Source organism: Myxococcus sp. CA023, from assembly GCF_010998615.1.
GTDB lineage: Bacteria > Myxococcota > Myxococcia > Myxococcales > Myxococcaceae > Myxococcus.
This window is the reverse complement of record NZ_JAAEAH010000050.1, coordinates 14,220-41,151: the sequence shown is the minus strand read 5'-3', so window position 1 is coordinate 41,151 and position 26,932 is coordinate 14,220. Positions and strand designations below refer to the sequence as shown.

The window sequence follows — 26,932 nt, the reverse complement described above, 5'->3', positions numbered from 1 at the left end:
GTACGATGGGTTTGTGAAGCACTGGGCCCTTGCGTCCGCCTGCCGTCCGACCAGGCAAGCGTCCTTTCTAGACGGTCCGCGGCGAGCGGAGAAGCGACTCGTAAAGGATTGACGTGCGCGCGGCGATGTCCCGCCACGCCATGTCCCGCACCGCGACCTGCGCGGCCTCACGCAACCGGAGCAGGCGAGCGCGATCCTCCGCCAGCGAGCGCAGCGCCGCCACCTGCGCAGCGACGTCTCCCATAGGTACCAACCACCCCGTCTCGCCGTCACGCACGACCTGGGGCGCCACGCCCACCGGCGTCGACACCGGCGTGAGCCCGCTGGCCATCGACTCCACCAGCGCCATCCCAAAGCCCTCCGAATGGCTGGGGAAGAACAGCACCTCTTCGTCCCGCAGCAGGCGCGGCAGCTCGGCGCGTGGATAACGAGGCACCACGCGCACGTGCTCGCGCGCCCCAGCGGGAAACGCCGCCAGCACCTCCGCCTCCGGGTTGCCCGTGCCATACAACGTCAGCGTGAAGGACACGCCTTCGGCATGCAGGTGGGTGGCGGCGGCCACCATCTCCGCGCGCCCCTTGAGCGCCAGCCAGCTCCCAACACACGCCACCCGCAGCGGCGCACCGGGCGCGGAAGGCGTGGGCGGAGGCAGCCCCTGGAAGGCCACATCCAACCCATGGGGAATGACGCTCACCTGACGCGCGGGCACGCCCAACCGCTCCGTCGCGTAGGCGGCATCCTGCGTGTTGAGCAGCACCGCATGGTCCGCGCGCAGCAGGGTCTGGCGCACCTCCCAGAGGCGATAGCCGCCATGGTACAGCGGGTACTTCCAGCTCAGTGCCAGGTGCCCCGCACGTGCGTCGGCGCGCAGCTGTTCGGAGAAGGTGTGCTCCAGGCCGTGGCTGCGCGTCACCAGGGCATGGCGGGCCCGCGCCCCCGGACGGCCCAAGCGCATCCAGGGCCACGCATCCCCGGTGGTGATGTCCAGCACGTCGTACCGGCTCGCGGCCCGCAGCAGGTGCGCGGTCAGCTTCCAGGGGAACCGCAGCTCGTGCACCGTCGTATGGTGCCGCAGACCGGGATAGGCGTCGTCGTAGCTGAAGTAGTCCACCTGGCAGCCCCGCGCTGCCAGGGCATGGCCCAGCGCGAGTGTCACCCCCGGCGCCCCCATGTCCGGGTTCAGGGGATGGTGGATGCCAAGCAGGATGCGCATGGGAAGGTGGCGGACTTCTAGAACACCCGGAGGTGGCCTGCCTGCTTTTCATGGATGAGCGGCGTGGGCGAGAATGGCACCGTTCCCCATACCCATGCCCCGGCCTTCCGCTCCCACGTTGCAGGCGAGCCTCGACTCGCGTCGCAACAACCTGGACTTCCTGCGCTTCGCCGCGGCGGCGTGCGTATTGCTCAGCCATGCCTTCCCCCTGGGCGAGGGCAAGGGGACGGTGGAGCCGCTGGAGTCCTTCACCCGGGGACAGTTCTCCCTGGGGCGGCTGGGCGTCGCGGTGTTCCTCATCATCAGCGGCGTGCTCATCACCCGGAGCTGGGAGCGGACGCCCGACGCGGCGCGCTTCATCTGGGCCCGGGTGCTGCGCATCTTCCCCGGGCTGGGGGCCATGCTGCTGCTGACGGTGGGGGTGCTGGGGCCAGCCTTCACCCGGCTGTCCCTGGGTGACTACTTCACGGCCCCGGACACGGCCCTGTACCTGCTGGGCAACTTCGCCCTGAACTGGCCCCAGTGGCACCTGCCGGGCGTCTTCGAGGTGAACGCCTACCCCCACGCCGTCAACGGCTCGCTGTGGACGCTGAAGTACGAGGTCGGCTTCTATCTGCTGACGCTGGGCCTGGGCCTGACGGGGCTCTTGCGCAAGGGCATGGTCATCTTCGGCCTCGTCGGCGCGGCGGTGGCCACCTTCGTCACCGGACGGCTGGGCTTCTGGCCGGAGCTGTACCTGTACTTCGGCGGCGGCGTGGCGCTGTACCAGTGGCGCGAACACGTGCGCATGAGCCCCTGGGTGGCGGCGGCGTGCGTGGTGGGGTGGCTCATCACGGCCCGGCTCGGATACGGCTGCCGCATCGCAACCGGCCTGCTGGGCGGATACGTCGTGCTGTACCTCGCCTTCCGGCCCATGGGGGCGCTGGCGGACTTCGGGCGCCGGGGCGACCTGTCCTATGGCGTCTACCTCTACGCATTCCCCGTGCAGCAGGCCGTCACCACCCTGCTGGGCGGGCCCACGGCGTGGTGGGTGAACGCGGCGGTGGCATTCCCTTGTGTGCTGCTGCTGGCGACGCTGTCGTGGCGGTGGGTGGAGCAGCCCGCCTTGCGGCGCAAGGACAGGCTCCCCGCGTGGGTGAGGCGTCCGGCGGCCTCCGTCACAGCGCTTCCGAAGACGCCGTCCCGGCCGGCTGGGCCGCACTGAAGTTGTCGCCCGCCAGCCGGTCATACGTGAGCAGGCGGTAGCGCCGCATCCAGTCCTCCCACGAGCCCGGCTCCTGGGCCTTGGGGACCTTGTCGCCCGCGGGCAGGTATTCGCCGGAGGCGTTGCGCAGCAGGTCTCCCCGGACCACGGGCAGCACCTTGGACAATTCGGAGACGAAGGCGAAGAAGCCCGGAGGCCGCAGCCCCGCCGTCTCGAGGATGCGCGGGGTGAGCATGCTGATGCTCAGGTGGATGTCCTGCCGGGGCACGGGGAAGTTCGTCCAGAGGACGACGGGGACTTCCGCCATGCGCTCGCGCTGCGCGTCCGTCCATGGCTCCTGGAAGTAGCCGGCCTCGCGATAGGTCGCGTAGTCCGAGCCCAGCATCGGCAGGTGGTCCCCGAAGAGCACCAGCAGCGTCTTGCGTTTGCGCGCCTCCAACCTGCGCACCAGCCGCTCCACGGCCGAGTCCATCTGCCGCAGCTTGTGCACGTAGTTCTTCAAGAGCAGCCGGTTGTCCGGCGAGAGCTTCTCGCCCTGCACCTCGATCCGCTCCTCGCCGGTGAGCGGCAGGTTGTAGGGCCCGTGGGTGGACATCGTCACAGCCATGATGAACCGCGGCTGACGCTCGTCGGAGAGCTCGTGGAGGATGTGGTCGACGACCTCCTCGTCCGACACCCAGGGCCCTTCGAGCCGGGGGGAAGTAAAGTCCGTGAGCGACTGGAACGTGTCGAAGCCCAGCAACGGGTACACCACGTCGCGGCTCCAGTAGAACGAGTGGAACGGGTGGATGGCCAGCGTCTGGTAGCCCGCGCGGCGGAACAGCGACGGCAGCGCGTCCACGGGCCGCATCACGTAGTGCTGGTAGGGAAACGCGCCGTCCGGAGCGAACGACGAGGACATGCCCGTCAGCAGCTCGAACTCGGCGTTGGCCGTGCCCCCGCCGAAGGCCGGGCTGATGAGGTTGCCCGAGCTGTGGTTCCCCATGAGCGACCGCACGAAGGGCAGCGGGTCCTCGCTGAAGGGGATGCCCAGCCGCGTCGGGTCCCAGAGCGATTCGGCCATGAAGACGACGACGTCGACCGGCTCCTTGGGCGCGGCCGGCACGACGCCCGGAGGGACGCCCAGCGCCGCGTGCACCTGCGCCTGGGAATACTCACTGCCCGGCTGCAGCCGCAGGCCCTCCCAGTTCCAGAGCATCATCAGCGTGAGCCCGTTCATCTGGAAGTTGGAGCGCTGGTCCCACACCTGGTCGTAGATGCCAAAGCGGTTGAAGACGCGCCGCACGGGCAGGTGCTGCTGGAAGATGATGACCAGCAGGTACGCCACCGCCGCCAGCGCCAGGTTGCGGCGTCCGGCCTTGGGCAACGGGTACCGGGGCGTGCCGCGCGCCACCGCGCGCCACATGACGGCGAGCATGACCACCAGCAGCAGACACGAGCCGATGGCCGCCACCGCGCCGCCGCCGGGCAGCAGCGTGGGCGCCAGCGATGTCACCTGCCGCCACTCCAGGAAGTCCCAGGGCATCAGCGGCCGGTCGATGAGCTGCACCTTCCGGATGTGCAGGGTGACGGTGAAGAGCATCGCCGCCGCCACCAGGGCCCCCGAGATTCCCACCCGGTTCGTCACCGCCCACAGCAGGCCCGTCACCGCGGAGATGACGCCCACGCTGAGGAGCATGGAGTAGACGTTGCGCTGGGTGATGCCCTCCAGGCCCGCGGACGAGAAGACGGCAATGGTCAGCTCCATGGCCCCGACGAGCACCGCCGAGGCCAGGATGACGCCCACCAACGGCCACAGGTTGGAGGGGGGCCGCTGGAAGAACAAGGTCTTGGGAATCCGTGCGCGACGTGCCAACGACAGGTGCCTCCAGGAGCCGACCAAGGAGCGGGAGGGCGCGGAGACTACCTGACAGGCCCCTGGGCGTTCCATGCGCCTGGGGTCGGGTCTCTGTCGCCTGCCACACTGCGTGCGGGCGGGCGTCCGGCGGAGCGCCCCATGCCCCGTGTACCCAGGCTCACTTCATGGGTGGCTGGGCCAGCAGCGCGGCGCCAATGGCACCGGAAAGTTCTCCCAGTTCCGCGACGCGCACGGGCGGCTGGCGCTCGGGGACGAAGATGTGCGGGCGCATGGCCTCGTGGATGCGGCCGGCGAACTCGGGCCCCAGCCGCGTGCCCAGGCCTCCGCCCAGGACGACTGCCTCCACGTCCAGCAGGTTGATGGCGGAGGCGAGCCCCGCGCCCAGCATCCGCACCGCGCGGCCGATGAGCCACGTGGCCAGCGCGTCCTCCTGCGCCAGCGCCCGAGCCCAGATGCTGCTGGTCAACCGGGTGCGGCCCTTCTTCCGCATCAAGTCGAAGAGAATCGTCGTCTCGCCCTGGCGCACGGCCTTGTGCGCTCGGCGCTCCATGGACGCGCGGCCCGCGTAGGCCTCCAGGCAGCCGCGCCGGCCACAACCACAACGGGCCCCGCCCGGCTTCACCACCATGTGGCCCACCTCGCCCGCCGCGCCCCGGCCTCGCCAAGGCACTCCATCCAGCACCAGCCCACCACCCACGCCCGTTCCCCACCAGACGCCCAACAGGGAGCGATAGGCGCGGCCCGCGCCCAGCCGGTACTCCGCCGCCACCGCCACCTGGACGTCGTTGCCCAGCACCACGGGCCGGCCCACCCGCGCGCCCAGGTCCCCCGCCACCGGGTAGGGCGTGCTCCAGCCCCGGCCCACGTTGCTGACATGTCCCAGCGTGCCCTCGTTGGCGTTCACCGCGCCGGGCGCGCCCACGCCCACCCCCAGGAGCTGACGGGACGTCAGGCCCGCCGCGTGCGCCGCGCCCTCCAAGGCGTCGTGGATGGCGCGCACCACGTCGCCGGGCTCGCCGTCGGCGGGCGTGGGCTGGCGCATCTTCCCCAGGACGGTACCGGCGCGGTCCACCACCACGGCCTCGATTTTCGTCCCGCCCAGGTCGACGCCGCCCCAGCACTCCAGGGTGTCGCACTCCGCCGCCTTCCCTCGCGAGCCCACCGCGTTCGCCTCCCGCATGACACGCCTCCCCAGCGAAGATGCGCAGTCCGACGCGGACCGGATGAAGGCGGCGGGAAGGCAAGGGAGCGACCGGCCTCCGTGCCGCCCGGCCTGTCCGTGAGCAACGATTCCCCACCAACGCTTCCACGGCGCCTCGCGGGGCCCGTTAGAAAGGCGCTCCACACGGACGCGCGACAGGAAAGGGGCAAGGGATGGACCTCATCGGACAGCTCTCTCAGCAGCTTGGAGTGGATGGAACGCAGGCCCAGGGGCTGGCGGGCTTGCTGCTGAAGCGGGTGCAGGGCACGGTGCAGGAGAAGCTGGGCCCCGACGCCGCGAACCAGATGGGCCAGGCGATTCCGGAGATGGAGACGTGGCAGCAGGCCCCCAGCACCACGTCCGCGCCCCAGACGGCGCCGGACGCGGGGGGCGGGCTGCTGGGCGCGCTGGGCGGCCTCATGTCCGGCCAGGAGGGCGGCGCGGGCGGCATGCTGAGCGCGCTGGGTGGCGCAGCGGGGCAGGCCGGTGACGTTGCCGCCGTGGTGTCCCTGCTGGGCCGCTTCAACATCGACGCGAGCAAGGCGTCCCTGGTGGCGCCTCTGCTGCTGAACTTCCTCAAGTCGCGCCTGGACCCCGCGCTCGTGGGCCGCATCCTCTCCGTGGTGCCGCTGCTGGCCGGCGCGGGCGGTGGTGGCAACACGCCCGGCGGTGGCGGCCTTGGGGGGATGCTGGGCGGGTTGATGGGCGGCGGACGCTAAAACCCGAGCCGTCAGCGGCCCGACACGCGCTGGCGCACGGTGGTGGCCAGCGCCCACGGCGGGAAGCCCAGCATGTAGCGCCAGCGCGGCACCGCCAGGTGGAGCGGCAGGCCGCGCCGGTACAAGTCCAGCGCCAGGTCCAAGCGGCGCTGGGACAGCAACCAGTGCGTCACATGGCGCAGGCTGTAGAGCAGCATCTCCAGCCGCTCACGCCTGCGGGCCGTGCCTCCCGGATAGCGTCCCAGGCGCTCCTGCTCCAGGAGATACCGCGTGCCCCGGTAGCCGGACTCCAGTGACGTGGACGTGGAGCCCACGTGCTGCCGGTAGCCCACCACCACGGGCGCCCGCACCCAGGCGAAGCCCGGCTCCGTGCCCAACCGGTACAGCAAGTCGTAGTCCTCGCCGCTGATGCGCAGCGGGGTGAAGCCCCCCACGCGCCGCAGCGCCTCCGTGCGCACCGCCAGCACACACGCGGTGCGCGGCGTCCGGTCCTCCGCGCTGGCCAGATAGTCCGCGAAGCGCAGCACCTGGAGCGGCTCGCGGTTCACGGTCGCCAGGGTTTCGGCCCGGGAGAACAGCGCCGCCGTGCCCAGCACCAGCGACGTCCCTTCCGCTTCGAGCACCCGCCGGTACGTGGCCAGCGTCCAGGGGAACCACACGTCGTCACTGTCCAGGAAGGCCACGTAGGCGCCCCGGGCCTCCTGGATGCCCAGGTTGCGAGCGGCGCCAGGGCCCGCGTTGCGCTGGCTGAGCACGCGCACCTGTTCGCCGTAGCGAGCCAGCGTCTCCAGCGTGTCGTCGGTGGAGCCGTCATCCACGACGAGCACCTCGAAGTCACGCTCCTCCTGCGCGAACACAGACGCGAGCGCCGCCTCCAGCAGCCGCGCCCGGTTGTACGTGGGGATGATGACGGAGAAGAACGGCATGTCACACGCGGGCGCGCAGGCCCATCTGGGAGATGCCCAGGAAGGTGGCCAGTTGCTTGCGGTACTCCGACAGGCTCATGCGCCCGCGCAGCAGCGTCTGCGTCAACACCGCCGAGTTGTACGGCAACGTCCCCACCAGGATGGCCCGCATGGCTGCCTCGTGCAGCCGGCCGTGGTGCTTGCGGAAGTACGCCAGCCGCGTGCGCCACAGCTCGATGCGCACCTTGTCCGCCCCGGTGTCGGACGGACGGAACGAGCGGCTGGTCAGGTGCGTAATCACCGCCTCCGGGCAGAAGGCCACCTCCCAGCCCGCCTTCCAGGCCCGCACGCACCAGTCGGTGTCCTCGGTGTTGCCCAGCGGGGACATCTCCTCGTCGAGCAGGCCCACCTCCGCGAGCGCCTCCTCGCGCACCACGATGCAGGCGCCCAGCACCCAGCTCACGCGGGCCTCGTCGTGGCCGTACTGCGCCGGGTCGATGGCCATCGCCTTGAGGAAGTGGAGGGGACGCGGCAGGAAGACGATGTCGAAGAGCTGCCCGGCCAGCGACATGGGCCGGAAGGTGCAGTTCTGGATGGTGCCGTCCGCGTTCAACAGCCGCGCGCCCGCCATGCCCACATGCGGGTTGTCATCCATGAAGCGCACCAGCGCGTCGAAGGCGCCCTCGTGGACGATGGTGTCGTCATTGAAGATACAGAAGTGACGGCCCTGGGCCTGGCGCAGCACCTGGTTGTGGTTGGCGGAGAAACCCTTGCGCTCCGTGTTGAAGAGCCAGCGCACCTGGGGAAAGTCGCGCCGCATGGCGTCCACGCCACGCCCACCCGTGGCGTTGTCGACAATCCAGACCTCGAAGGAGCTGTCGCGCGTCGTCGCGTACAGCGTGCGCAGACAGTCGTGCAGCAACTCCGGATTGCTGTGATTGACGATGGAGATGACCAGGTCGGGCTTCTTCATCGGGACCTCCGCGTGTCTGCTCACGTCGACGCCGGACTCACCGGAGCTGGCCTCGCGGCCCTCCGTGCCCGGATGAATTCGAGAATCTGCCTCAGCTCGCCCAGGAGTGGCAGCGTTCCCGGCAGCCGTTCACGGGCCCACACCAGGAGGGCGAACAGCACCGCGCCCACCAACGCCTGCGCCACCACACCCTCCTCCACCAGCCGCAGCGCCGCCAGACACGCCCCCAGCAGCACCAGCCCCAGGGTGACGAAGGGCTCCACCACCTGCCGCGTCAGCCCTCGCATCGACGGGTTGAGCCGCTCCACCAGCCACGCCGTCACCCACACCTCGGCCAGTCCCACCAGCACGCCCGCGGGGCCCATGCCCTCCAGGCCGAAGCGTTGGATGGCCCACGTCCCCAGCCCCCACTTCGCCGCACCCACGCCCACGACGACAGCCAGCCGCTCCCAGGGCCTGCCGCCCGCGTTCTGCGCCGTGGCCAGCAGCCCCACCAGGGTGGTGAGGATGCACTCCATGCTGAACCACTGCACCAGCACCACCGCGGGCAGCCACCGCGTGCCGAAGAAGAGGGGCACCGCCACGGGGACGGCCAGCACCGCCAGGGGAATGGCGAGCAGCAGCACCGAGGACAGCCGGCGCAGCGACGTGCGCAGGTACTCGGCGAAGCCCTCCGGGTCATCCTGCAACCGGCAGTAGGCGGGGAAGGCCACGCGGTTGAGCACCACGCTCAGCATCATCGGCGTGGAGGCCAGCGCCCAGGCCCAGTTGACCAGTCCCACCGCCTCCTTGCCCAACACGTGCCCCACCACCAGCGGCACCCAGCCCGCCACCATCGCCGCCACCAGGGGCGGAAGCTGGAACGCCAGCCCGAAGCCCAAGAGCCGCCGCAACACGTCCACGCGGAAGCGCCCCTGGGGACGCCAGGGGGACGCCCACCAGATGCACACCAGCCCCACCGCGCCGCGCACCAGGCCGCCCAGCGCCAGCGCCCAGGCTCCGAAGCCCAGCGCCGCCAGGGAGATGGTGGTGATGACCTGCACCACGTTTTCAATCAACTCGGCGCGGGCGATGACGGGGAAGGCCAGCTGGCGCTCCAGCGCCATCAACGGAATCACGCGCAGCGAGGACAGGAACAGGCCCAGCGCCAGCGCCCACACCATGGGCACCGCGCCGTCGCCCAGCGCATAGCCGCGCGTCAACTGGGGGGCCAGCAGACAGACGGAGGCCACCACGACGGCGGTGAGCGCCTGGTGGCACCAGAAGATGGTGAACGTCTCATCTCGCGTGGGCTCGTGCGGCTGGCGGACCAGCGCCGCGCTCAGGCCCAGGTCGCCCAGGAACACGCCCAGGGAGGCCGCGTAGGACACGATTCCGAACAGACCGTAGTCCGACGGGAAGAGCAGCCGGGACAGGAACAGCGCGCTCACCACGCGCAGCCCCTGGGACGCCACGGTCCGCGCCGCCAGGACGAACATGCCCTTCAGGGCACGCGCCTTGACTTCGACGGCGGTGGCTTCGGACGCTGTGGTGGCGTTCATGGTGCGGAGCGGCCCGCTCCGGGTGTCCTGGGGAGGGCCAGCGCGCGGGAACGCGCGGGAGCGGAAATGCTAGCGACAGCGCGCAGAGCCTACAAGCAACGCGCGCTCCCCGCACGGCGGGATGTCCCGCTCGCCTGCCTGGACACCGCGCCAGGGTTGCCCTTTCCGAAGCGCCGGGGCTACGGTCTGCCCACATGCGTCCCGGTGGAAACATCCTCCAGTTCCTGAAGCGCGAAGTCCTCGTGGGCGAGCACCAGGTGCTCCACCGCACGCTGAAGGAGGCGCTGGTCGGCACCTGTGACAGCGTGCTGGACATCGGCTGTGGCTCGCGCTCGCCGCTCCACAGCTTCTCGCATCTGCTCCCGCACACGGTGGGCGTGGATGGCCACCCCACCAGCATCGAGCGCAGCCGGGCCGCGGGCATCCACCGCGAGTACCACTGCATGAACCTGCTGGAAGCGGGCCAGCGCTTCGGTCCGAAGAGCTTCGACGCCGTCGTCGCGCTGGACGTCATCGAGCACTTCGACAAGCCAGACGGATTCCGGCTGCTGGAGATGATGGAGTCGCTGGCGCGCAAGCGCGTCATCATCTTCACGCCCAATGGCTTCCTCCCCCAGGACGAGTGGGACAACAACGTCCACCAGGTGCACCGCTCCGGCTGGGAGGTCTACGACTTCGAGCTGCGCGGCTACCGCGTCACCGGCATGAGCGGCTGGAAGCCCCTGCGCGGTGACTACGCCCTGCCGCGCATCCGGCCCTTCCGGCTGGGCAGCCGCCTGTCCATCCTCACCGAGCCCTTCGCCACGCGCTGGCCCCGTCACGCCTTCCAGCTCCTCGCCATCCGCGACATGGAAGTGTCCTGACGCCGCGCCATGCCTCCTTCGCGCACCGCTCCCGCCTGGCATGTCCTCACCGGCGAATACCCGCCGAGGCCCGGCGGCGTCGGTGACTACACCCGGCAACTGAGCCGCGCGCTCGCCAGTGCCGGGCAGGAGGTCCACGTCTGGGCCCCCGGTGAAGTCGGTGTACGCGACGAGGACGGCGTCACCGTGCACCGTGCCCCCGACCTCCTGACGCCCAGGGGACTGCCCGGCCTGTCACGCGGGCTGGATGCGTGCCCGGGGCCCCGGCGCCTGCTGCTCCAGTACGTCCCCCATGCCCTGGGGTTGAGGGCGATGAACGTCCCCTTCTGCGCGTGGTTCGCCGCGCGGTGGCAAGACGCGCGCTGGGTCTACATCCACGAGGCGGTGCATCCGTGGAGCCCGCGCGGCCCCTGGCGCCACCACATCCTGGCGGGCACCACGCGGCTGATGGTGCGCCTGGTGGCGAGCGCCGCCAACCGCGTGTTCGTCTCCATTCCCCAGTGGGCGGAGCACCTGCCCGCTCGCGTCCGGCCCCATGCGGCCTGGCTGCCGGTTCCCAGCAATCTGCCCGTCAATGTCTCCAGTGACGCCGTGGACGCGCTCCGCGCGGAGTTGGGTGAGGGGCCCTGGCTGGGACACTTCGGCACCTTCGGACGTCTCACCGCTGAGCCCCTGGAGGCCGCGCTGGTGCCGTTGCTGCGCGGTGAGGGAACGCGCCGGGCGTTGATGCTGGGCAGAGGCAGCCGCGCCTTCGTCGAAGGCGTGGAGACGCGCCACCCCGAGCTGCGAGGCCGGCTCGTGGCCAGGGACTCGCTCGCGCTGGACGACATCGCGGTGCATCTGGCGACGTGTGACGTGCTGCTGCAGCCCTATCCGGACGGCGTGAGTACAAGACGCACCACGGTCATGGCGGGCCTGGCCCTGGGGCGTCCTATCGTCACGAACACCGGGCACCTCACGGAACCGCTGTGGCGCGAACACGGCGCCGTCGCATTGGCCGAAGGCACGGCGCCCGCTGCGTTGGAGGAGCGCACCGAGGCCCTGCTGTCGCGCGCGGACACGCGCCGGGAGCTGGGCCTGCACGCGGCTCGAATCTACCGCGAGCACTTCGCGCTGGAGCGCACGGTGGAAGCGCTGCTGCGCGCCGGCCCGACATGACGCCCCGCCACGCGACAACCCAGACCGCGGCCCGGCTGGCGCTGCTGATGGACCCGCGCGAGGAGGGCTGGCCCAGCATGGACCTGGTGGGCGAGGCCCTCCTGGAGGGACTTGCCGCGCATCCCTCCGAGGTCCACGTGACGGCCGTGCGGCCAGACATGCCCGCGGTGCTGCGACGGCTTCCCCGAGCAGGCGCGCGCAACGCGGCGTTCAACGCGGACCGGCTCCTCACCCGCTTCGGCCTCTACCCGGGCCGCGCGCTGCTCGCCCGGGGTCGGTACGACGCATTCCACGTGGTGGACCACACCTACGCGCAGCTCGTCCACGCGTTGCCCGCGTCGCGCACCGGTGTCTATTGCCATGACCTGGATGCGTTCCGCTCCGTGCTGGAGCCTCAGCGCGAGCCGCGTCCGGCGTGGTTCCGCGCCATGGCCCGTGCACAGCTCGCGGGACTGGAGCGGGCGGCCATCGTGTTCCACAGCACCCAGGCGGTGCGCACGGAGTTGCTCGCGCACGGCGTGGTGCCGGAGTCGCGGCTCGTCTGGGCGCCGTATGGCGTGTCCCCCGAATACCGCCCGGAGCCCACGCCCGGAACGCCCGATGCCAGCGAAGCCGTGCTCACACCGCTAGGGGGGCGGCCCTACCTGCTCCACGTCGGCAGCGCGATTCCTCGCAAACGCCTGGACGTGCTCTTCGCCGTGTTCGCCGCGCTTCGCGCGCGCTCCCCGGAGCTTCGGGTGGTGCAGCAGGGCGGCGCACTGAACGACTCACAGCGCGCGCAGGTGGAGGCGTTGGGTATTGGCGATGCGTTGCTTCAGCCTCCTCGGCAGGAACGGGCCACGCTGGCGGGCCTCTACCGGCGCGCGGCGGCCGTGCTGGTGACGAGCGAGGCGGAGGGCTTTGGACTCCCCGTCATCGAGGCGCTGGCCTGTGGAGCTCCCGTGGTGGCCAGCGACCTGCCCGTGCTTCGGGAGGTCGGAGCAGAAGCCTGCACCTACTGCCCCGTGGGGGACGTGCCGGCGTGGGTGGAGTCCGTGGCCGCGCTGCTCGCCGGCCATGACGCACAGCCCTCGCGCGAGACACGGCTGACCCGCGCCTCGCGCTTCACCTGGGCCGCGCATGCGCGTACGGTGCTGGACGCCTACCTGCGGCTGCTGGGTGCCTCCACGTCGTGAGGTCGGCAGGTTCCACCCAACCCGGAGCGTTCCGCTCGCCCTTGGCGATACGGACAGGCCCAGGGTCATCGCGCGAACACAGTGCGCGGCGGCGTTGCCCGTGCCTCGAGCCCCAGCAACGTGCCTTGACCCGAGGAGAGGTGTTTGCTTCGGTCCATCCGCCGTGCGCCTCCTCTTCCTCAATCCCGTGGGCATCCTTGGTGGAGCCGAGCGCGCGCTCCTCGATTTGATGGCGTGCCTGAAGCAGCAGGACTCAACGCTGTCGCTCCACCTGCTGGCAGGAACGGCGGGGCCGCTGCTCGACGAAGCGCGCGCACTGGGCGTGGATGCGCGGCTGCTGCCGTTGCCAGAGCACCTGTCCACGCTGGGCGACACCGCATTGAGAGGCCACGGTCCGCTGGAAGCGCTGCGCTTCGCCCGTCGGCTGGCGCCCACATCCGGACTGCTCGTGGACCATGGACGCGCGCTCCGCCGGGACGTCGCCGACATCAGCCCCGACCTGGTGCATTCCAACGGCATCAAGACGCACCTGCTCAGCGCCGCCACCGCGGGCCTGCCCTTGAAGCGGGTGTGGCACATCCACGACTTCCTGGGCGAACGGCCCCTGGTCCGCCGCGCGCTGAGGCTGCTGTCGCCCCTCGCATCGGCGGCCATCGCCAACTCGCGAGCGGTGGGCGACGACACGCGCGAGGTACTGTTCCGAGTGCCCGTGCACGTCGTCTACAACGGCGTGGACACCACGCACTTCTCCCCCGGCCACGCGGACGGCGCGCAACTGGACCGGCTGGCCGGTCTACCCGAAGCCCCCGAGGGCACGCTCCGCGTGGGGCTGGTGGCCACCTATGCCCGATGGAAGGGCCAGGACGCCTTCCTCGAAGCCGCGGCGACGCTGACGCGCCTGTACCCCGCCCTGCCCGTGCGTTTCTACCTGGTGGGGGCGCCGCTGTATCAGACGCCCGGCTCGCAGTTCTCCGAGGACGAACTGCGCAGGCTCATCGCCTCGCGAGGCCTGGCGGAGCGCGTGGGCCTGGTGCCCTTCCAGCCCCATCCGGCCTCCGTGTACCGGGCCCTGGACGTCTTCGTTCACGCCAGTACCCGCCGGGAGCCCTTCGGCCTCACCATCGCGGAGGCGCTCGCCTGCGGGCGGCCCGCCATCGTCTCCAACGCGAGCGGCGCGGCGGAGGCACTCACGAATGGCACGGACGCGCTGCTGATACCTCCGGGCAATGTGCACGCGTTGGTCCAGGCGATGCGAACGCTGTTGGAGGATGCAGCCCTGCGAGCCCAGCTGGGCACGGCCGCGCGACTCACCGCGGCGGCGAGCTTCTCGCGCGAACGCTACGCGAGCGAGGTGCTCACCCTTTACCGCACGCTCGTGCGGAGCAGTCCCCCCATTTGAAAGCCGTGGAGCCCTCATCCCTTGAAGCAGTCACGCCGGCTCATCACCCTCTCCCACTCCTATGTCGTCGGCCTCAACCGGCGCCTCGCCAACGAGATGATGCGCGTGGGCGCGGGCGCATGGGATGTCACCACGGTGGCGCCACGCTTCTTCCACGGCGACCTGAGCCCGCTCGCCCTGCAACTCGAAGCGGACGAGCCCGCCAGGACGGAAGGCGTGCGCGCCTTCTTCAGCCGCTCGCTCCACACCTTCCTCTACGGTCCGGAGGTGCATGCTCACCTCGCGCGCGGCGCGGACCTGGTGCACGTGTGGGAAGAGCCCTATGTGCTGGCCGGCCTGGAGCTGGCATTGCTCACACCGCGTCGCGTCCCGCTCGTCTTCAGCACCGCGCAGAACCTGTCCAAGCGCTACCCGCCGCCCTTCGCCCAGGCGGAGCGCTTCGTCGTCCAGCGCGCCTCCGGCTGGGTGGCCTGGGGTGAAACCGTGAGGGACAACCTCCTCACCCGTCCCGGCTATGCGGAGCGTCCCGCGCGCGCCATTCCCATGGGCGTGGACGCGGACCTGTTCCAACCGGATCGCGCCGCGGGCGAGTCCTTGCGGCGTGAGCTCGGGTGGGAGACATCAGGTCCACCCGTGGTGGGGTTTCTCGGCCGCTTCGTCCCGGAGAAGGGCGTATCCCTGCTGATGGATGCGCTCGACGCGCTCGACACCCCGTGGCGCGCACTCTTCGTGGGCGGGGGCCCGATGGAAGGTGCGTTGCGTGACTGGGCGGCCCGGCACGCCCACTCGGTGCGAGTCCTCACCGGCGTGCCCCACGCAGGCGTGCCACGCGCGCTCAACGCCATGGACATGCTGTGCGCCCCCAGTCAGACGACGCGCCAATGGCGGGAGCAGTTCGGCCGCATGTTGGCGGAGGGCTTCGCGTGTGGCGTGCCCGTGCTCGGCAGTGACTCGGGCGAAGTCCCGCGCACCATGGGCGACGCGGGCATCGTGCTGCCGGAGGCGTCTGTGTCCGCCTGGACGCAGGCGATCGCCAACCTGTTGGAGAGTCCTCAGCGCAGAGAAGAACTGGCCACACGGGGCCGAGAGCGCGCCGTCACCCATTTCTCGTGGCCGGTGGTGGCGAAGGCACACCTCGACTTCTTCACCGAGGTCCTGGAGCGGCGCAGCTGACGAAGCAGGCGCCTCAGCCCTCGCGCTCCACCGTGTCCACGATGGCCTCGGCCATGGTGTCCCATGTCTGCGCCCGGAGCGTCTCCGACAACGCGGCCACCTGTGGCGCCCAGGCCGCCGCGTGCTCGCGCCAATCCACCAGGCGCCGCACCAACGCGTCCACGTCATCCGGCGCGTCCAGCAGCAAGCCCGACAGCGCCTCCGGGTAGCGCTCCGCCACACCCGCCGAGCGGCTCACCAACGCAGGCAGCCCGGCACACAGCGCCTCGTGGACGTTCAGCCCATACGCGTCATACCGCGTGGGCGACACCAGCACGTCCGCCGCCGACAGCAAGCGCGCCACGTCGTCACGGAAGCCGAGGAACTGGATGCGCTCACCCAGCCCTCTGTCCGCGGCTTCGCGCTCCCACGCATCACGCTGCGAGCCTGAGCCCACGACCTTGAGGTCCACGCCCCAATCTGCCCGTGCGCACAGCCGCACCCACGCCTGGAAGAGGGTGTCGAAGCCCTTGCGGCGGTCGCCCAACGCGCCCACGAAGAGCGCCACGGGCCGGGACTCCAGCCACCCCAGGGACGCGCGGACCTCACGTCGCGCCTCGGCTGTTACCGGGCGAAAGCGCTCCGCATCCCCACCGAGATAGATGACGCGCACCCGGGACGCAGGAACGCCCGTGGCCGCCACCACATCGTCCCGCGTGCGCTCCGAGTTGGCGATGATGACGCGCGCGCGCCGCAGGGCCTGCCGCTCCGAACGCACGTAGTACCGGTGGCTCACGTGGCCCTTGAGCTGGCGCAGCGCGCCGCCGCTGGGCTCGGAGGTATAGGCGCCGTGGACGTAGTGGACCCAGTTGGCGGACGCCACCGGGCAGTTGCCACCATTGGCCACCACGCGGCCACCCTCGGCGCGGGTACGCAGCGCCCAGGCCCGGCCCACCGCGCTCAGCAGCGGTTCGCCGAGCAGATACGCATTGGCGGGCTTGGGCACTCGCACGAAGCGCACATTGGGATGGCGCAGGAGGACCTCCGCCACGCGGTGTGCCACCAACCGGACAGGGTGCCCCTGCTTCGCCAGCCAGAGCGCCAGCGCCAGGTTGGCCCGGTCCATGCCGCCGGTATCCACGAAGTCACCGGCGATGAGCGTGTACGGTCTTCGCATGGGCCAGGGCGCCGAAGAGCGCCGCGTTGAGCAACCAGAACTCCATGCCCGTCTGGCTCATGAAGAACGGATAGCTGAAGGTGAGCGCGAAGGCGCCCAGGTTGTACGCGAAGAGGACGCTGCCCCACAGCCAGAACTCGTCCTGCGGACCGTCACGGCTGCGAGCGACCTGGAAGGCCCACAGCAACGACATCAGCACGCCCAGCGGGTAGAACAGTACGCCCAGGATGCCGCCGTCGTAGACCCAGGCGGTCCACTGGATTTCCGCCCACAATGGCGGGCGCTCGCGGTCGCTGTTGTCGCCGAAGTAGGCATTCGTCATGCCGTAGCGGCCCAGGCCCGCGCCCAGCGGATACTCAGGCAGCACGTCCGCGAAGGTACCCGTCAGGAAGTAGCCGCGGTTGCGGTGGTACACCTCGTCGGGGCTGGCCGCGAAGAGCGAGGACCAGCGACTCACCACCGCGTCGCCGCCCACCGCCACGGCCCAACCGAAGGTGGCCACGCCCGCGGTGCCCATCACCGCCAGCAGGGCCAGGAACCGTCCCACGCGGCCACTCACCAAGAGCACCGCCGCCAGGGCCACCAGACACACCACCAGCATGACGGCGGTGGCGCGCACCTGCGACAGGTAGATGCCGAAGAGCCCCACCAGGATGCCGCCCACGCTCAACACGCGCGTCAGCCCACGACGGGATGACAGCAGGAAGCCGCCGCCCAGCAGCACCGCGTAGAAGCCGCCAGTGGACGCGCCGCCCGGAATGTCCGTCAGGCCCATGGGACGGAACACGCGCACGCCGTCCGAGGTCTCGAACTTGAGGCTGCTCACATAACCTTCGCCCTGGCCCTGCACCGCGGCTGACAGCGCGGGCTGGAAGCGTCCGGGGAAGTAGACCTGCAGCACGCCCACGCCCGCGCTGGCCGCGTTGAAGAAGAAGAGCAGCGCGAGCGTGCGACGGAACGTCTTCGGGTCGATGGCCAGCCGGGTCACCCACAGCAGTGGCGCGGCGATGGCGAGCTGGATGCCCAACTGCGCCAGCGCCGCCAGCGGGGCACCGGTGCCAGGATTGAAGAGCTGGAGCGCGGTGATGCCCAGCGCGGCCAGGATGAAGGGAAGCGCCGGGTGCTTCAGACTCCGTCCCCGCACCAGCGCCAGCAGCACCAGACTGACGCCGAAGGCCAGCACGCGCACCGCCACGCGAAGCGGCGCGATGGCTTCCACCAGCAGCGCGAGCTGGCAGCAGATGAGCAGACCGACGAAGAGCGGTACCAATCGGCTCGACGCCAGCAGGCCGCCGCCCATGCGCGCGCCTCGAGCGACGGGCGCGGTGGGCGAGGTCCCCTCCGGAACCGACTCCAGCGCGGCCCCCGGTGTGCGGCGCACGTACCGGCGCTTCAGCACGCCGGGGCCCTGAAGCTGGGGCGCCCTCACACCGGCACCTCCTGCTCGGACAGCGCGCGCAGCGCCTCCTCCATGCCACGAAGGAAGCCTCCCGCATCGCACAGCGCCGCGGCACGCGCGGGCCCCGCCGCGCCCAGCCGGGCACGCGTCTGGGGGTCCTCGATGAGCCGTCCCAGGGCCAGGGCCAGTGGCTCCGGCTCCGGGCGGACGAACACCCCGCAGGAGGCATCCACGATTTCCAGCGCGCCCCCCATCGGCGTGGTCACCACGGGCAGGCCCGCCTGGAGCGCCTCCACGAAGACCAGACCGAACGCCTCCGGCCTCGAGTTGGGATGGCAGTGGATGTCCGCGGCGCGCAGCAGCCGCGACACGTCCGAGCGATGCCCCAGGAATCGCAGCCGCCCCTCGACCCCCAGGTGCTTCGCCTGCGCCCGCAGCCCCTCCAGATAGGCTTCCTCGTCCGGACGCTGAGCGCCGCCAGCGAACCAGACGCGCCAGCCCGGCACCGCTCGCAGCCGGCCCAGCGCCTCCACCAACAAGCGCTGGCCCTTCGACTCCTGCATCCGGCCGGCGTGGAAGATGACGGCGTCCCCTTCGGTGGCCCCCAGCTCCGTGCGCACGCGCTCGCGCTCGGACACCCCCAGCGCCGGCGGTGGCATGGGCAGCGGACAGTGCGTCACACGCCAAGGCACCTGGGGATAGACGGACGCCAGCGTGCCCGCGGCGAAGCGGCTGTTGGTCAGCACCAGGTCGGGCGGCGTGACACGCGCCCACCGCTCCAGCCAATGCTGGCCAGTCAGTGCGTCATGCTGGAAGAAGGCCAGGGGAACGCCAACGGTGCGCACCACGGGCCCGAACAGGGCCTGAGGCCAGATGGCGTGGCAGATGACGACGTCGTAGCGCCCGCCGCGCAGCAGCTCGCGCAGGACGCTCCTCGCGCGCCACACGGACCAGGGCCGGCCTGTCTTCGCGGGCCCCAGCACACGCACCTCCACGCCCGCGTCGCGCAGCTCCCGCGCCAGCCGGCCCTCGAAGCAGAGCGCGAAGGCATGTGACAGCGACGGGCGAAGGTTCCGCTCGCGCGCCATCGTGTGCAGCAGCGTCTCGATGCCACCGTAGAGGTTGCCGCTGGAGATGTGCAGCACGCGCAGGGGATGGCTCATACGCTCCCCGTCAAGCGCAGCAGCGCCACGTCGGGCGCCATCACCGGCGCGGGCCGGCCCAGCGCCTCCGAGTACAGGGACAGGCTGCGCCAGGCCATGACGTCATGCCGGAACTCCGCCACGGCCCGCTCCCGGGCCTCGCGCCCCAGCCGCTGCGCCAACCCGGGCTCCTCCAGGAGTCGCCGCGCCGCCGCCGCCAGGGCCTCCGCGTCGCCGACCGGCACCGTCAGCCCCGTCTGCTCATGCAGGCTCACCCATGCGACGCCCGAGTGCGGAATCGCCGTGTTCAGCACGGGCAGACCGCTGGCCATGGCCTCCACCTGCGACAACCCATACGCCTCGCTGCGGGCATTGCCACAGAACCAGAGCGCGGTGGCCGCGTGCAGCGCGCCGACCAGCGAGTCCGGAGGCAGATAGCCCGCCCACGTCACCCGGTCCGCGACGCCCAGCGCGCGCGCCCGGCGTCGAGCCTCCGCCTCCAGCGGCCCCTGCCCCACCACCACCAGCCGCCCGGGCACCCGGCGCAGCGCCTCCAGCGCGGTGAACAGGCCCTTGTAGTAGACGAGCCGCCCCACCATGAGCCAGAGCGGCGCGCCCGCGGCCTGTGCCCGCCAGTGGGCCTCCGCCTCACGCGCGGCGGCGGAGGGTTGGAGGTACGGCGCCAGGTCGAGCCCCAGCGGCAGCGCCCGCACCTTGCCGCGAAAGGCGCGCAGCAGCGGCGAGCCCGGAACATAGGCCGCGCTGGTGGCCAGCACCCGCCGGGCCCGCGCGTAGAGCAGCACCTCGAAGGGCTTGAAGAGCGCGCCCGCCACCTTCTGCCGGATGACGTCACTGTGGTGGGTGATGAAGACAGGAGGCAGCCGGCGCACCACGTCCAGGGCCAGCACCCAGGTCGGGTTGGGCGTGTGCAGGTGCACGATGTCCACGCCCCGCGACAACGCGCGTCCCAGCATGCGCGGCAGGTCCGGCATCGCGTCCATGCGCGCGACGGAGGCCAGCCGGCCCAGGCGCGTCACTCGCACCGGTCCGTCCCACGTCTCACACGTGGGGCTGCGGCCCTGGAACTCGTGGCTGGTGCCCGCGCCGTCCGCGGCATGGTTGGCGCACAGCACCTCCACCTGCGCGCCGAGCGCCGCCTGGGCGCGCGCCAGCGTCTGCACGTGTGCCTCCATGCCGCCCGACGCGGGAGGATAGAACTTGCCCAGGTGCAGCACCCGCAGGCCCCCGCCCGCTGATGGCGCGTTCACGACTGCGCCACCCCATCCTTGGAGTCTTCCGCGTACTGCCCGTAGCCCTGGTAGCCCAGATACGAGTCACCGTAGCGCGGCGCCGACAGGTCCACGTCGTTGAGGATGGCGCCGTACATGCGCGCCTGCACGTCCGCCAGTGAGCGCAGCGCACGCCGCGCCGACTCGCGGTTCGTCTTGGCCGCCTTCAGCACCAGCACCACACCGTCGCACTTCGTGGCCAGCACCGCCGCGTCCGCCACCGCGTTGACGGGCGGGCTGTCCAGGATGACGCGGTCGAAGCGCTCGGAGGCGGCCTTCAGCAGGTCCGTGAAGGCCTGGGTGTGCAGCAGCTCCGCCGGATTGGGCGGCAGCGGTCCGCACGGCAGCACGAAGAGGCCGGGCACCTCGGTGCTCTTCACCGCCGCGTCCAGCGTGCCCTCACCCACCACCAGCGAGGAGATGCCCAGCTCGTTGGGCACTCCGAAGGCGCGGTGCAGGCGCGGCCGGCGCATGTCGGTGTCCAGCAACAGCACCCGGTTGCCGCTCTGGGCCATGGCCACGCCCAGGCTGACGCAGGTGGTGGACTTGCCTTCCTGCGGCCCGCTGGACGTCACCACCAGCGTCTTGAACGGGTTGTCCGGCGACATGAACAGCAGGTTGGTGCGGATGGCGCGGCAGCACTCCGCCGCTGTCGACTTGGGTTCGCGGTGGACGTGCAGGTCCCGCTCGCGCGGCGCCTTGCTGCCATCCAGCCGAGGCATCACGCCCAGGAAGGCCAGCCCCAGCCGCTCCTCCACGTCCGCCTGCGTGGCCACGCTGTTCTCCAGGAGTTCCAGCAGCAGCACCACGCCCAGGCCCGCCAGCAGTCCCATCACCAACCCCACCGCCAGGTTGCGGCGCACGTGGGGCTTCACCGGCGCCAGGATGGGCCGCGCAGGGTCCAGCACGCGCACGTTGCTGGTGCGCAGCATGCCTGACAGCTCGATGTCCTTCAGGCGCCTGGCCACCAGTTCGTAGAGGCGCTGGTTGTTGTCCGAGTCGCGCTTGAGCCGGTCGAACTCGATGGCCTTCTTGTTCACCAAGAAGGCCTCTGACTTCTCCGCGTCCAGCAGGCGCACCAGGTTCTTCTCCTGCGCCACCGACTCCGCCAGCGACGTCTCCGCGCCGCGCACCACGTTGCTCAGGCTCTTGAGGAAGTCCTCGCGCACCACCGACAGCTTGCGGTTGCACTCCAGGAGTTTCGGGTGCTCGGCCAGGTAGCGCTCACCCAGCTCCGCGCACGTCATGCGCAGCTCGGTGTAGCTGCGCCGCAGGTCCTGGATGGGTCCGTCCGTGGCGCCCGACAGCGCCTCCGCCCACGTCTCATCCTCCGGAGATGCCTTGCGCAGCCGGTGGATGGCCTCCACCCGCGCCTGCTGAGCGGCAATCTGGATGCGCACCTCGGTCAGCTTCAGGTTGAAGCTGTTGATGCGCTCACTGACGATGCTCATCCTCGACTCGAGCGACGTGGACAGCATGTCCGCGTCCTTCTTGAAGTCGTAGACGGCCAGCTCGCTCGTCTTGGACTGCGACTCCAGCTCGGCCAGACGAATCTCCAACCAGTCGCGCGCGTCCTCCGTCGTCCGGAGCTTGAGGGCCAGGTTCTCCGCCATGTACGCGGCGGCCACCTCGTTGGCCAGCAGCGCCGCGCGCCTGGCGTCGAAGTCATCCACCGCGATGTTGATCACCCGCGAGTCCCTCGCGGGAATCACCCGGATGCGCGACTGGACCAGCGCCACCGCGTCCGCGCCCTGCATCGCCTGCAGGCGCGTCTTCTCGTCGGTGACGTGCGCCATGCCCAGGAAGTCCGCGTCCGTGGACAGGCCCAGCTTGTCCACCACCCGGCCCGCCACCGCGCGCGAGGTGATGATTTGACTCTGGGTGGCGTAGTACTCCTTGTTGAACCAGTAGTTGCTGCGCTCCTCGCCCATCACCTCCTTCACTTCCCCATCCAGGAAGCGAGGCGCCATCACGTCGATGATGAGCGAGGCACTGGCCGAGTACACCTTGGGCTCGCGCAACGTGTGGGCGGCCGTGAGCGCCGCCACCACCACCGCCACGCCAAGGACGACCCACTTGCGGCGCCACACCGCGCGCACATGCTGCATGAGGCCCGCGGGCGTCAGGCCACCGGCGCCGCCGGCCGGGTCGAAACCGGTTCCATCCACGTCACGTCTCCCTGCCGTCTCCAGAGCGATTCCACGGCCTGGCGGCACTCCGCCGACCTTCACCCACACGCTTGGGGACCGCGACGAGCGTGCCGTGTCCCCGCGGGGTTGTCCATCGTTCCGCGGTCGCCTGGATGCCCTCCCTCCACGCTTCTTCGCGGGCACTGACGCGCATGGCCGAGCCGCCTGTGCTAGTCAGCCCGGCGTGACGCCACCGCTTTCCTTCGTCCTCCCCTTCTCGCCCGACACCGCGGCGGCAGCTTCCCGCTTCGCCCACGCGTTGCCTCCTGGCGCGGAGGTCGTCCTCGCTGGAGAGGGCTCCGTCGACGCCGCCCCCTCGCCCAACGTGCACGTCCTCACGGTGCCGGGTGGCAAGGGCGCAGCCATCCGCGCCGCGCTGGAGAAGGTGTCGGGAGCGGTGACGGTGCTGCAGGATCCGGACACCTCGTATTCGCAGGACGTCTATGACGCGCTGGTGCGCCCCATCCAGGCGGACACCGCGGACGCCGTCTTCGGCCTGCGCACGGCGCAGGGGCTGGCGCCGGAGCTGCTGGCGGACCGGGCCCTGGGCCACGTCACCCGCTTCGTCACCGACGTGCCGCTGACGGACCCGCTCACCGGTCTGCGCGCCTTCCGCACTGAGGCGCTGCGCTCCGTCACGCTCACCAGCGACGACGACGCGGTGGACGCGGAGCTGGTGGTGAAGCTGGCCGCGCAGTTGTTCCGCCTCACCGAGGTGACGCTACCGCCTGGCGCGGTGCCTCGCCGGACGCCCTCGGCGCACCTGTCCCGGCTCAAGACGCTGGTCCGCTACGCCACGGTGCGCGACGACGCGGACAACCAGCACGAGGGCTACACCACGCTGGAGCGCATGGACGGCGCCGTCCACTACAACCAGTGGCTGGGCCGCCGCTTCCGCGAGCACCTGGGCCGCCGGGTGCTGGAAATTGGCGCCGGCATCGGCACGATTACGCGTGAGCTGGAGTCAGGCCTGGAGCTGCTCATCGCGCTGGAGGTGGACCGCTTCTACGTGGACCGCCTGAAGAACCTCTTCCGCGGCAAGCCGCACATCCGGCCGTACCTGTCCGACGTGGCCCTGGCGGACTGGGAGTCGCTCAAGACGGAGCGGCTGGACACCATCGTCCTCTCCAACGTGCTGGAGCACATCCCGGATGACGCGTCCGCCGTCCGGCGCTTCAAGCAGATTCTGGCGCCCGGAGGCCGGGTGGTCATCCTGGTGCCCGCGCTCCAGCAGCTCTTCGGCGCCATCGACGAGGCCGTGGGCCACTACCGCCGCTACACGCCTTCCACGCTGCGCGCGGTGCTGGAGGAGAATGGCTTCCAGGTGGAGACCCTGGAGTGGATGAACCTGGCCGGCCTGCCGGGATGGTTCGTCAACAGCCGCCTGCTGCGCCGCCGCTCGGTGCCCAAGCTCCAGCTCAAGCTCTACGACACGCTGGCGCCCCTGATTGCGCGGGCGGAGTCGCACGTGAAGCTGCCGGTGGGCATGAGCCTCTTCGCCGTGGCCCGCGCCACCGGGGGCGACGCGTGAGGCGCCGCCGCCACGCGTGACACCCCGGCTGTCCATTGAATCGCAGCCGCCTTCCGAGGCGGCCTCGCCCGAGAGCAGGGCCCCGCTGCCATGAACTCCACGCCCTTGCCCGCCGACGCGCCCCCGGAGCCCACCACGGCCCCCACTCCCGAGCGCCAGCCCCTGCCATCCCGAGGCGCACCGCGCGCCGTATGGGCCGCCCTGGCGGCACTGTACGTGTTGCTGTTCCCGTACCACCCGGGCCTGCGCTCGCCCAACGAGCTGTGCCGGCTGTGGCAGACGCGCGCGCTGGTGGAGTACGGCACCCTGCACATCAACCAGGCGCTGCACGATTACGGCAAGGTCGGAGACCTGTCCGTGAAGGACGGGAAGTACTACCCCAGCAAGGCGCCGCTGCTGTCGTTCGCCGCCGTGCCCCTCTACGCCGCGCTGCGCGCGGTGGGCGGCGGCCACCGGCATGCCGTGCCGGAAGTCCCCCTGGTCTTCTTCTCGCGCCTGTTGCTCACCGTACTGCCCACGCTGGGCCTGCTGTGGCTGGTGCGCCGCTACCTGCGCGCGTCCCTGGAGCCGCTCGTCGCGGACGCGCTCACGGTGACGTATGGGCTGGGCTCGCTGGCCTTCAGCTACTCGCTGCTCTTCATGAGCCACCAGACGACGGCGGTGCTGCTCTTCGCCAGCTTCTACGCGCTGTGGCGCTGCGCGCGTGGCGAATGGCGCGAGCGGGGCTACGTCCTGGCGGGTGCCTTCGCGGGCGCCACCGTGGCCGCCGAGTACACCGGCGCGCTGGGCGTGCTCGGCCTGGTGCTGTACGCGGTGCTCACCTTCGCCTTCCAGGACGCGCCCGCGCGTGTTCGCTGGGCACGCCTGGGCCGGGCCGCGGGGCTGGCCACGCTGGGCGCCCTGCCCTTCCTGGTGGCGCTGATGGCCTACCACCAGGTGGCATTCGGCCACCCGCTGACGAGCGGCTACAAGTACCTCAACGACGCGGGCTACCAACCCTGGCACCTGGGCGGATTCCTGGGCATCCGCACGCCGGACCCGCGCGCCTTCGCCCTGTCCTTCTTCTCCCCGCTGCGGGGCCTGTTCACCCTGGCGCCCTTCCTCCTGCTGGCGCTGCCGGGGATGGTGCTCGTGTGGCGCCGCCGGGACCAGTCGCCGGAAGCCCGTGCGCTGGCGTGGCTGAGCCTGGCCCTGCTCCTGGGCTACACATACTTCACCTCGTCGTTCTCCTACGACTCGTGGGGCTGGACGACGGGGCCGCGTCACCTCACCGGCCTGGTGCCCTTCCTCCTGCTGCCCGCCGGCCTCTTCCTGGAGCGCCTGCGCGCAACCGGCCAGGGCGCGTGGGCCCTGGGTGTGGCCGCGCTCCTGTGCGCGGTGTCCATCGTCGCCACCGGCGTGGCCACCTTCATCAACTACATCCCCGATGACGTCTCCAACGCCGTGGGCGCCCTGGCGCTGCCGCTGCTGCGTGCGGGCTACTTCCCGCCCGGCGTGCTGACCTTCCTGGGGCTGCCGGCGGGACTGGCGGGTGGGGTGCTGGCGGGGCTGCTGCTGGGCACCGCCGCCTGGGTCTTCGTCAGCCTGGCGCGGAAGCCCGGCCAGACGTGGCCCGCGGCGCCCGCGCTGGGGGCATCCCTGGCGGTGCTGCTGCTGCTGGGCACGGCGCATGTCTTCACCAGCCGGCATGACACCGCGGACCGCAACGCCGTGCGTTTCCTCAAGTCCGTCTGGTTGAACGCCCCGGAACGCGACGTGACGTTCTGGCCTCGCGGGCGCGGCTGAAACACGACGCTCCGTGAGACTGTCACAGGTCAACCACGCGTCTCGCCCTCTAGGACGACCCTCACGGTCCGTCCCACTTTTCCGCTGACTCGCAAGTTTTGCGAGGTCCGCAATTCGTGTCGCATGAATGCGTGTCAGGCTTTACCCAGGGCCCTGGCCAAGCGGCTGGATGCATTGACATGGATGCACCGCGTGAGCGGGCCTGAGGATTGCTGAGACAGACACCTGCGCTTCCCTGCTGCCCTTCAGGGCAAGGAGTCCCCGGTGCGCTGTCATCCGACCCGCAAGCCCGCACACGCCTCTGGCGCGCGGAGAGGGTTCACCCTGCTGCTGGCGCTGGGCCTCATCGCGCTCGTCACCGCGGGCGTGCTCGTGTCCCTCCGCGCGGTGACCACGGAGAGCACGCTCCAATCCCATGAGCGCCGCTCGCGTGAAGCCCTCTTCGCCGCCGAGGCGGGAATGGCCGAAGGGCGCGCCGTCGTCCTGGCGATGATGAACAACCCCGTCGCGGGAGGCATTGGCAGCTACAGCCAGGACGTCCTGCAGCGCCTGCAGGTCGTGGCCGAGCAGGGCCTGCCCGACGTCGCCGCGGGCGGCGTGCCCTGGCGAGAGCTCATTCCCCAGACGCCGTACACGCTGGCGCGTGGCACGGCCATCGACGACACCGTGACGGGCGCCTCCGTCGAAATCAACGACATGGAGGGCGAGCCCATCCGCGCCTATCCGGAGGCGCGCAGCGTCTCCTTCCGCGTCTTCGTCGTGGAGGACGACGACGACGCCGACCGCAACGCCGACGCCAACGGCCGCATCTGGCTGGTGTCGGTGGGCGAGGTCCAACCCCCGGGCCCGGGCCTCCCCTACCGCACCATCGTCCGCTCACTCCTGGAGCACAGCAGCACCCAGGGAGGGCTCGCGTGCAGCTACGGCACGAAGATGGGCTGCCGGGGCACCGGCACCTCCAGCAGCGGCCTTCCCACATTCTGATTTCCAAGCCTTCAACCGCAATCCGTTGCACCTGAATCGGGCGGCCCTGCAGCACCGGCCGCCAGGGGGGACATC

General features: G+C 70.9%; 21 protein-coding genes. 10 read left to right on the top strand and 11 right to left on the bottom strand.

What is annotated here, in order from left to right:
• Positions 1–67: 67 nt before the first annotated feature.
• Positions 68–1,213: a glycosyltransferase family 4 protein gene (locus F8M74_RS22040; protein WP_141256856.1), complete on the bottom strand. Its 1,146-nt coding sequence runs from the start codon at positions 1,211–1,213 to the stop codon at positions 68–70.
• 73 nt (positions 1,214–1,286) lie between these two features.
• Here F8M74_RS22040 and F8M74_RS22035 point away from each other — a divergent pair, with 73 nt between their 5' ends.
• Entirely contained in the window at positions 1,287–2,417 is a 1,131-nt protein-coding gene (locus tag F8M74_RS22035) for an acyltransferase (protein ID WP_141256857.1), read from the top strand.
• Here the strand turns inward: F8M74_RS22035 and F8M74_RS22030 are convergent.
• Both F8M74_RS22030 and F8M74_RS22025 read right to left on the bottom strand, forming a co-directional pair.
• On the bottom strand, positions 2,371–4,272 hold the full coding sequence (locus F8M74_RS22030; RefSeq protein WP_171410414.1) for an LTA synthase family protein: 1,902 nt from the start codon (positions 4,270–4,272) through the stop codon (positions 2,371–2,373). The genes F8M74_RS22035 and F8M74_RS22030 overlap by 47 nt on opposite strands.
• 160 nt (positions 4,273–4,432) lie before the next feature.
• The gene (locus F8M74_RS22025) at positions 4,433–5,455 is read right to left on the bottom strand and encodes an ROK family protein (protein ID WP_141607792.1); all 1,023 of its coding nucleotides are present in this window, start codon (positions 5,453–5,455) and stop codon (positions 4,433–4,435) included.
• A gap of 194 nt (positions 5,456–5,649) precedes the next feature.
• On the opposite strand from F8M74_RS22025, the gene F8M74_RS22020 reads away from it, so the two are divergent.
• Positions 5,650–6,195, top strand: coding sequence for a DUF2780 domain-containing protein (locus F8M74_RS22020; protein WP_141256781.1), 546 nt, complete (start codon positions 5,650–5,652; stop codon positions 6,193–6,195).
• Between the two features lie 11 nt (positions 6,196–6,206).
• On the opposite strand, the gene F8M74_RS22015 is transcribed toward F8M74_RS22020, so the two are convergent.
• The 3 genes from F8M74_RS22015 to F8M74_RS38555 are packed head-to-tail and all read right to left on the bottom strand — an operon-like array spanning position 6,207 to position 9,614.
• Positions 6,207–7,121, bottom strand: a complete 915-nt coding sequence (locus F8M74_RS22015) for a glycosyltransferase family A protein (RefSeq protein WP_141256780.1) — start codon at positions 7,119–7,121, stop codon at positions 6,207–6,209.
• Position 7,122: 1 nt separating this feature from the next.
• Positions 7,123–8,073, bottom strand: coding sequence for a glycosyltransferase family 2 protein (locus tag F8M74_RS22010; RefSeq protein WP_141256779.1), 951 nt, complete (start codon positions 8,071–8,073; stop codon positions 7,123–7,125).
• Positions 8,074–8,093: 20 nt separating this feature from the next.
• Complete coding sequence (locus F8M74_RS38555; protein ID WP_141256778.1) at positions 8,094–9,614, bottom strand: oligosaccharide flippase family protein; 1,521 nt, start codon at positions 9,612–9,614, stop codon at positions 8,094–8,096.
• Between the two features lie 194 nt (positions 9,615–9,808).
• Here F8M74_RS38555 and F8M74_RS22000 point away from each other — a divergent pair, with 194 nt between their 5' ends.
• The 5 genes from F8M74_RS22000 to F8M74_RS21980 all read left to right on the top strand — a co-directional run bounded on the left by F8M74_RS22000 (position 9,809) and on the right by F8M74_RS21980 (position 15,382).
• Complete coding sequence (locus F8M74_RS22000; protein WP_141256777.1) at positions 9,809–10,477, top strand: bifunctional 2-polyprenyl-6-hydroxyphenol methylase/3-demethylubiquinol 3-O-methyltransferase UbiG; 669 nt, start codon at positions 9,809–9,811, stop codon at positions 10,475–10,477.
• 9 nt (positions 10,478–10,486) lie between these two features.
• Positions 10,487–11,635: a glycosyltransferase gene (locus F8M74_RS21995; RefSeq protein ID WP_141256776.1), complete on the top strand. Its 1,149-nt coding sequence runs from the start codon at positions 10,487–10,489 to the stop codon at positions 11,633–11,635.
• Complete coding sequence (locus F8M74_RS21990; RefSeq protein WP_141256775.1) at positions 11,632–12,810, top strand: glycosyltransferase family 1 protein; 1,179 nt, start codon at positions 11,632–11,634, stop codon at positions 12,808–12,810. The genes F8M74_RS21995 and F8M74_RS21990 overlap by 4 nt, the downstream gene beginning before the upstream one ends.
• Before the next feature lie 163 nt (positions 12,811–12,973).
• Positions 12,974–14,209: a glycosyltransferase family 4 protein gene (locus tag F8M74_RS21985; RefSeq protein ID WP_141256774.1), complete on the top strand. Its 1,236-nt coding sequence runs from the start codon at positions 12,974–12,976 to the stop codon at positions 14,207–14,209.
• A 21-nt stretch (positions 14,210–14,230) separates the two neighbouring features.
• Entirely contained in the window at positions 14,231–15,382 is a 1,152-nt protein-coding gene (locus F8M74_RS21980; protein ID WP_141256773.1) for a glycosyltransferase family 4 protein, read from the top strand.
• 13 nt (positions 15,383–15,395) lie between these two features.
• Here F8M74_RS21980 and F8M74_RS21975 read toward each other — a convergent pair whose 3' ends face one another.
• The 5 genes from F8M74_RS21975 to F8M74_RS21955 are packed head-to-tail and all read right to left on the bottom strand — an operon-like array spanning position 15,396 to position 22,536.
• Positions 15,396–16,538, bottom strand: coding sequence for a glycosyltransferase family 4 protein (locus F8M74_RS21975; RefSeq protein ID WP_141256772.1), 1,143 nt, complete (start codon positions 16,536–16,538; stop codon positions 15,396–15,398).
• Positions 16,507–17,967, bottom strand: coding sequence for a hypothetical protein (locus F8M74_RS21970; RefSeq protein ID WP_141256771.1), 1,461 nt, complete (start codon positions 17,965–17,967; stop codon positions 16,507–16,509). Before F8M74_RS21970 ends, F8M74_RS21975 begins: the two co-directional genes overlap by 32 nt.
• Complete coding sequence (locus F8M74_RS21965) at positions 17,964–19,100, bottom strand: glycosyltransferase family 4 protein (protein ID WP_141256770.1); 1,137 nt, start codon at positions 19,098–19,100, stop codon at positions 17,964–17,966. The genes F8M74_RS21970 and F8M74_RS21965 overlap by 4 nt, the downstream gene beginning before the upstream one ends.
• On the bottom strand, positions 19,097–20,347 hold the full coding sequence (locus F8M74_RS21960; RefSeq protein ID WP_141256769.1) for a glycosyltransferase: 1,251 nt from the start codon (positions 20,345–20,347) through the stop codon (positions 19,097–19,099). Before F8M74_RS21960 ends, F8M74_RS21965 begins: the two co-directional genes overlap by 4 nt.
• Positions 20,344–22,536 (bottom strand): polysaccharide biosynthesis tyrosine autokinase, encoded by a 2,193-nt coding sequence (locus tag F8M74_RS21955; protein ID WP_141256768.1) that lies wholly within the window; start codon positions 22,534–22,536, stop codon positions 20,344–20,346. Before F8M74_RS21955 ends, F8M74_RS21960 begins: the two co-directional genes overlap by 4 nt.
• 205 nt (positions 22,537–22,741) lie before the next feature.
• Here F8M74_RS21955 and F8M74_RS21950 point away from each other — a divergent pair, with 205 nt between their 5' ends.
• The 3 genes from F8M74_RS21950 (at position 22,742) to F8M74_RS21940 (ending at position 26,857) form a co-directional block, all read left to right on the top strand.
• Positions 22,742–24,088, top strand: a complete 1,347-nt coding sequence (locus F8M74_RS21950; RefSeq protein WP_141256767.1) for a bifunctional glycosyltransferase/class I SAM-dependent methyltransferase — start codon at positions 22,742–22,744, stop codon at positions 24,086–24,088.
• Positions 24,089–24,178: 90 nt separating this feature from the next.
• Positions 24,179–25,873 carry a hypothetical protein gene (locus F8M74_RS21945; RefSeq protein ID WP_141256766.1) on the top strand — a complete coding sequence of 565 codons (1,695 nt, stop codon included), beginning with the start codon at positions 24,179–24,181 and terminating at the stop codon, positions 25,871–25,873.
• 264 nt (positions 25,874–26,137) lie between these two features.
• The gene (locus F8M74_RS21940; RefSeq protein WP_141256765.1) at positions 26,138–26,857 is read left to right on the top strand and encodes a hypothetical protein; all 720 of its coding nucleotides are present in this window, start codon (positions 26,138–26,140) and stop codon (positions 26,855–26,857) included.
• Positions 26,858–26,932: the final 75 nt, after the last annotated feature.

Bases quoted from the DNA above. Each gene is read 5' to 3' on its own strand.
- F8M74_RS22035 (WP_141256857.1), top strand. From the start codon at position 1,287: ATGGCACCGTTCCCCATACCCATGCCCCGGCCTTCCGCTCCCACGTTG.
- F8M74_RS22020 (WP_141256781.1), top strand. From the start codon at position 5,650: ATGGACCTCATCGGACAGCTCTCTCAGCAGCTTGGAGTGGATGGAACG.
- F8M74_RS22000 (WP_141256777.1), top strand. From the start codon at position 9,809: ATGCGTCCCGGTGGAAACATCCTCCAGTTCCTGAAGCGCGAAGTCCTC.
- F8M74_RS22010 (WP_141256779.1), bottom strand. From the start codon at position 8,073: ATGAAGAAGCCCGACCTGGTCATCTCCATCGTCAATCACAGCAATCCG.
- F8M74_RS21995 (WP_141256776.1), top strand. From the start codon at position 10,487: ATGCCTCCTTCGCGCACCGCTCCCGCCTGGCATGTCCTCACCGGCGAA.
- F8M74_RS22040 (WP_141256856.1), bottom strand. From the start codon at position 1,213: ATGCGCATCCTGCTTGGCATCCACCATCCCCTGAACCCGGACATGGGG.
- F8M74_RS38555 (WP_141256778.1), bottom strand. From the start codon at position 9,614: ATGAACGCCACCACAGCGTCCGAAGCCACCGCCGTCGAAGTCAAGGCG.
- F8M74_RS21945 (WP_141256766.1), top strand. From the start codon at position 24,179: ATGAACTCCACGCCCTTGCCCGCCGACGCGCCCCCGGAGCCCACCACG.
- F8M74_RS22025 (WP_141607792.1), bottom strand. From the start codon at position 5,455: ATGCGGGAGGCGAACGCGGTGGGCTCGCGAGGGAAGGCGGCGGAGTGC.
- F8M74_RS21990 (WP_141256775.1), top strand. From the start codon at position 11,632: ATGACGCCCCGCCACGCGACAACCCAGACCGCGGCCCGGCTGGCGCTG.
- F8M74_RS21975 (WP_141256772.1), bottom strand. From the start codon at position 16,538: ATGCGAAGACCGTACACGCTCATCGCCGGTGACTTCGTGGATACCGGC.
- F8M74_RS22015 (WP_141256780.1), bottom strand. From the start codon at position 7,121: ATGCCGTTCTTCTCCGTCATCATCCCCACGTACAACCGGGCGCGGCTG.
- F8M74_RS21965 (WP_141256770.1), bottom strand. From the start codon at position 19,100: ATGAGCCATCCCCTGCGCGTGCTGCACATCTCCAGCGGCAACCTCTAC.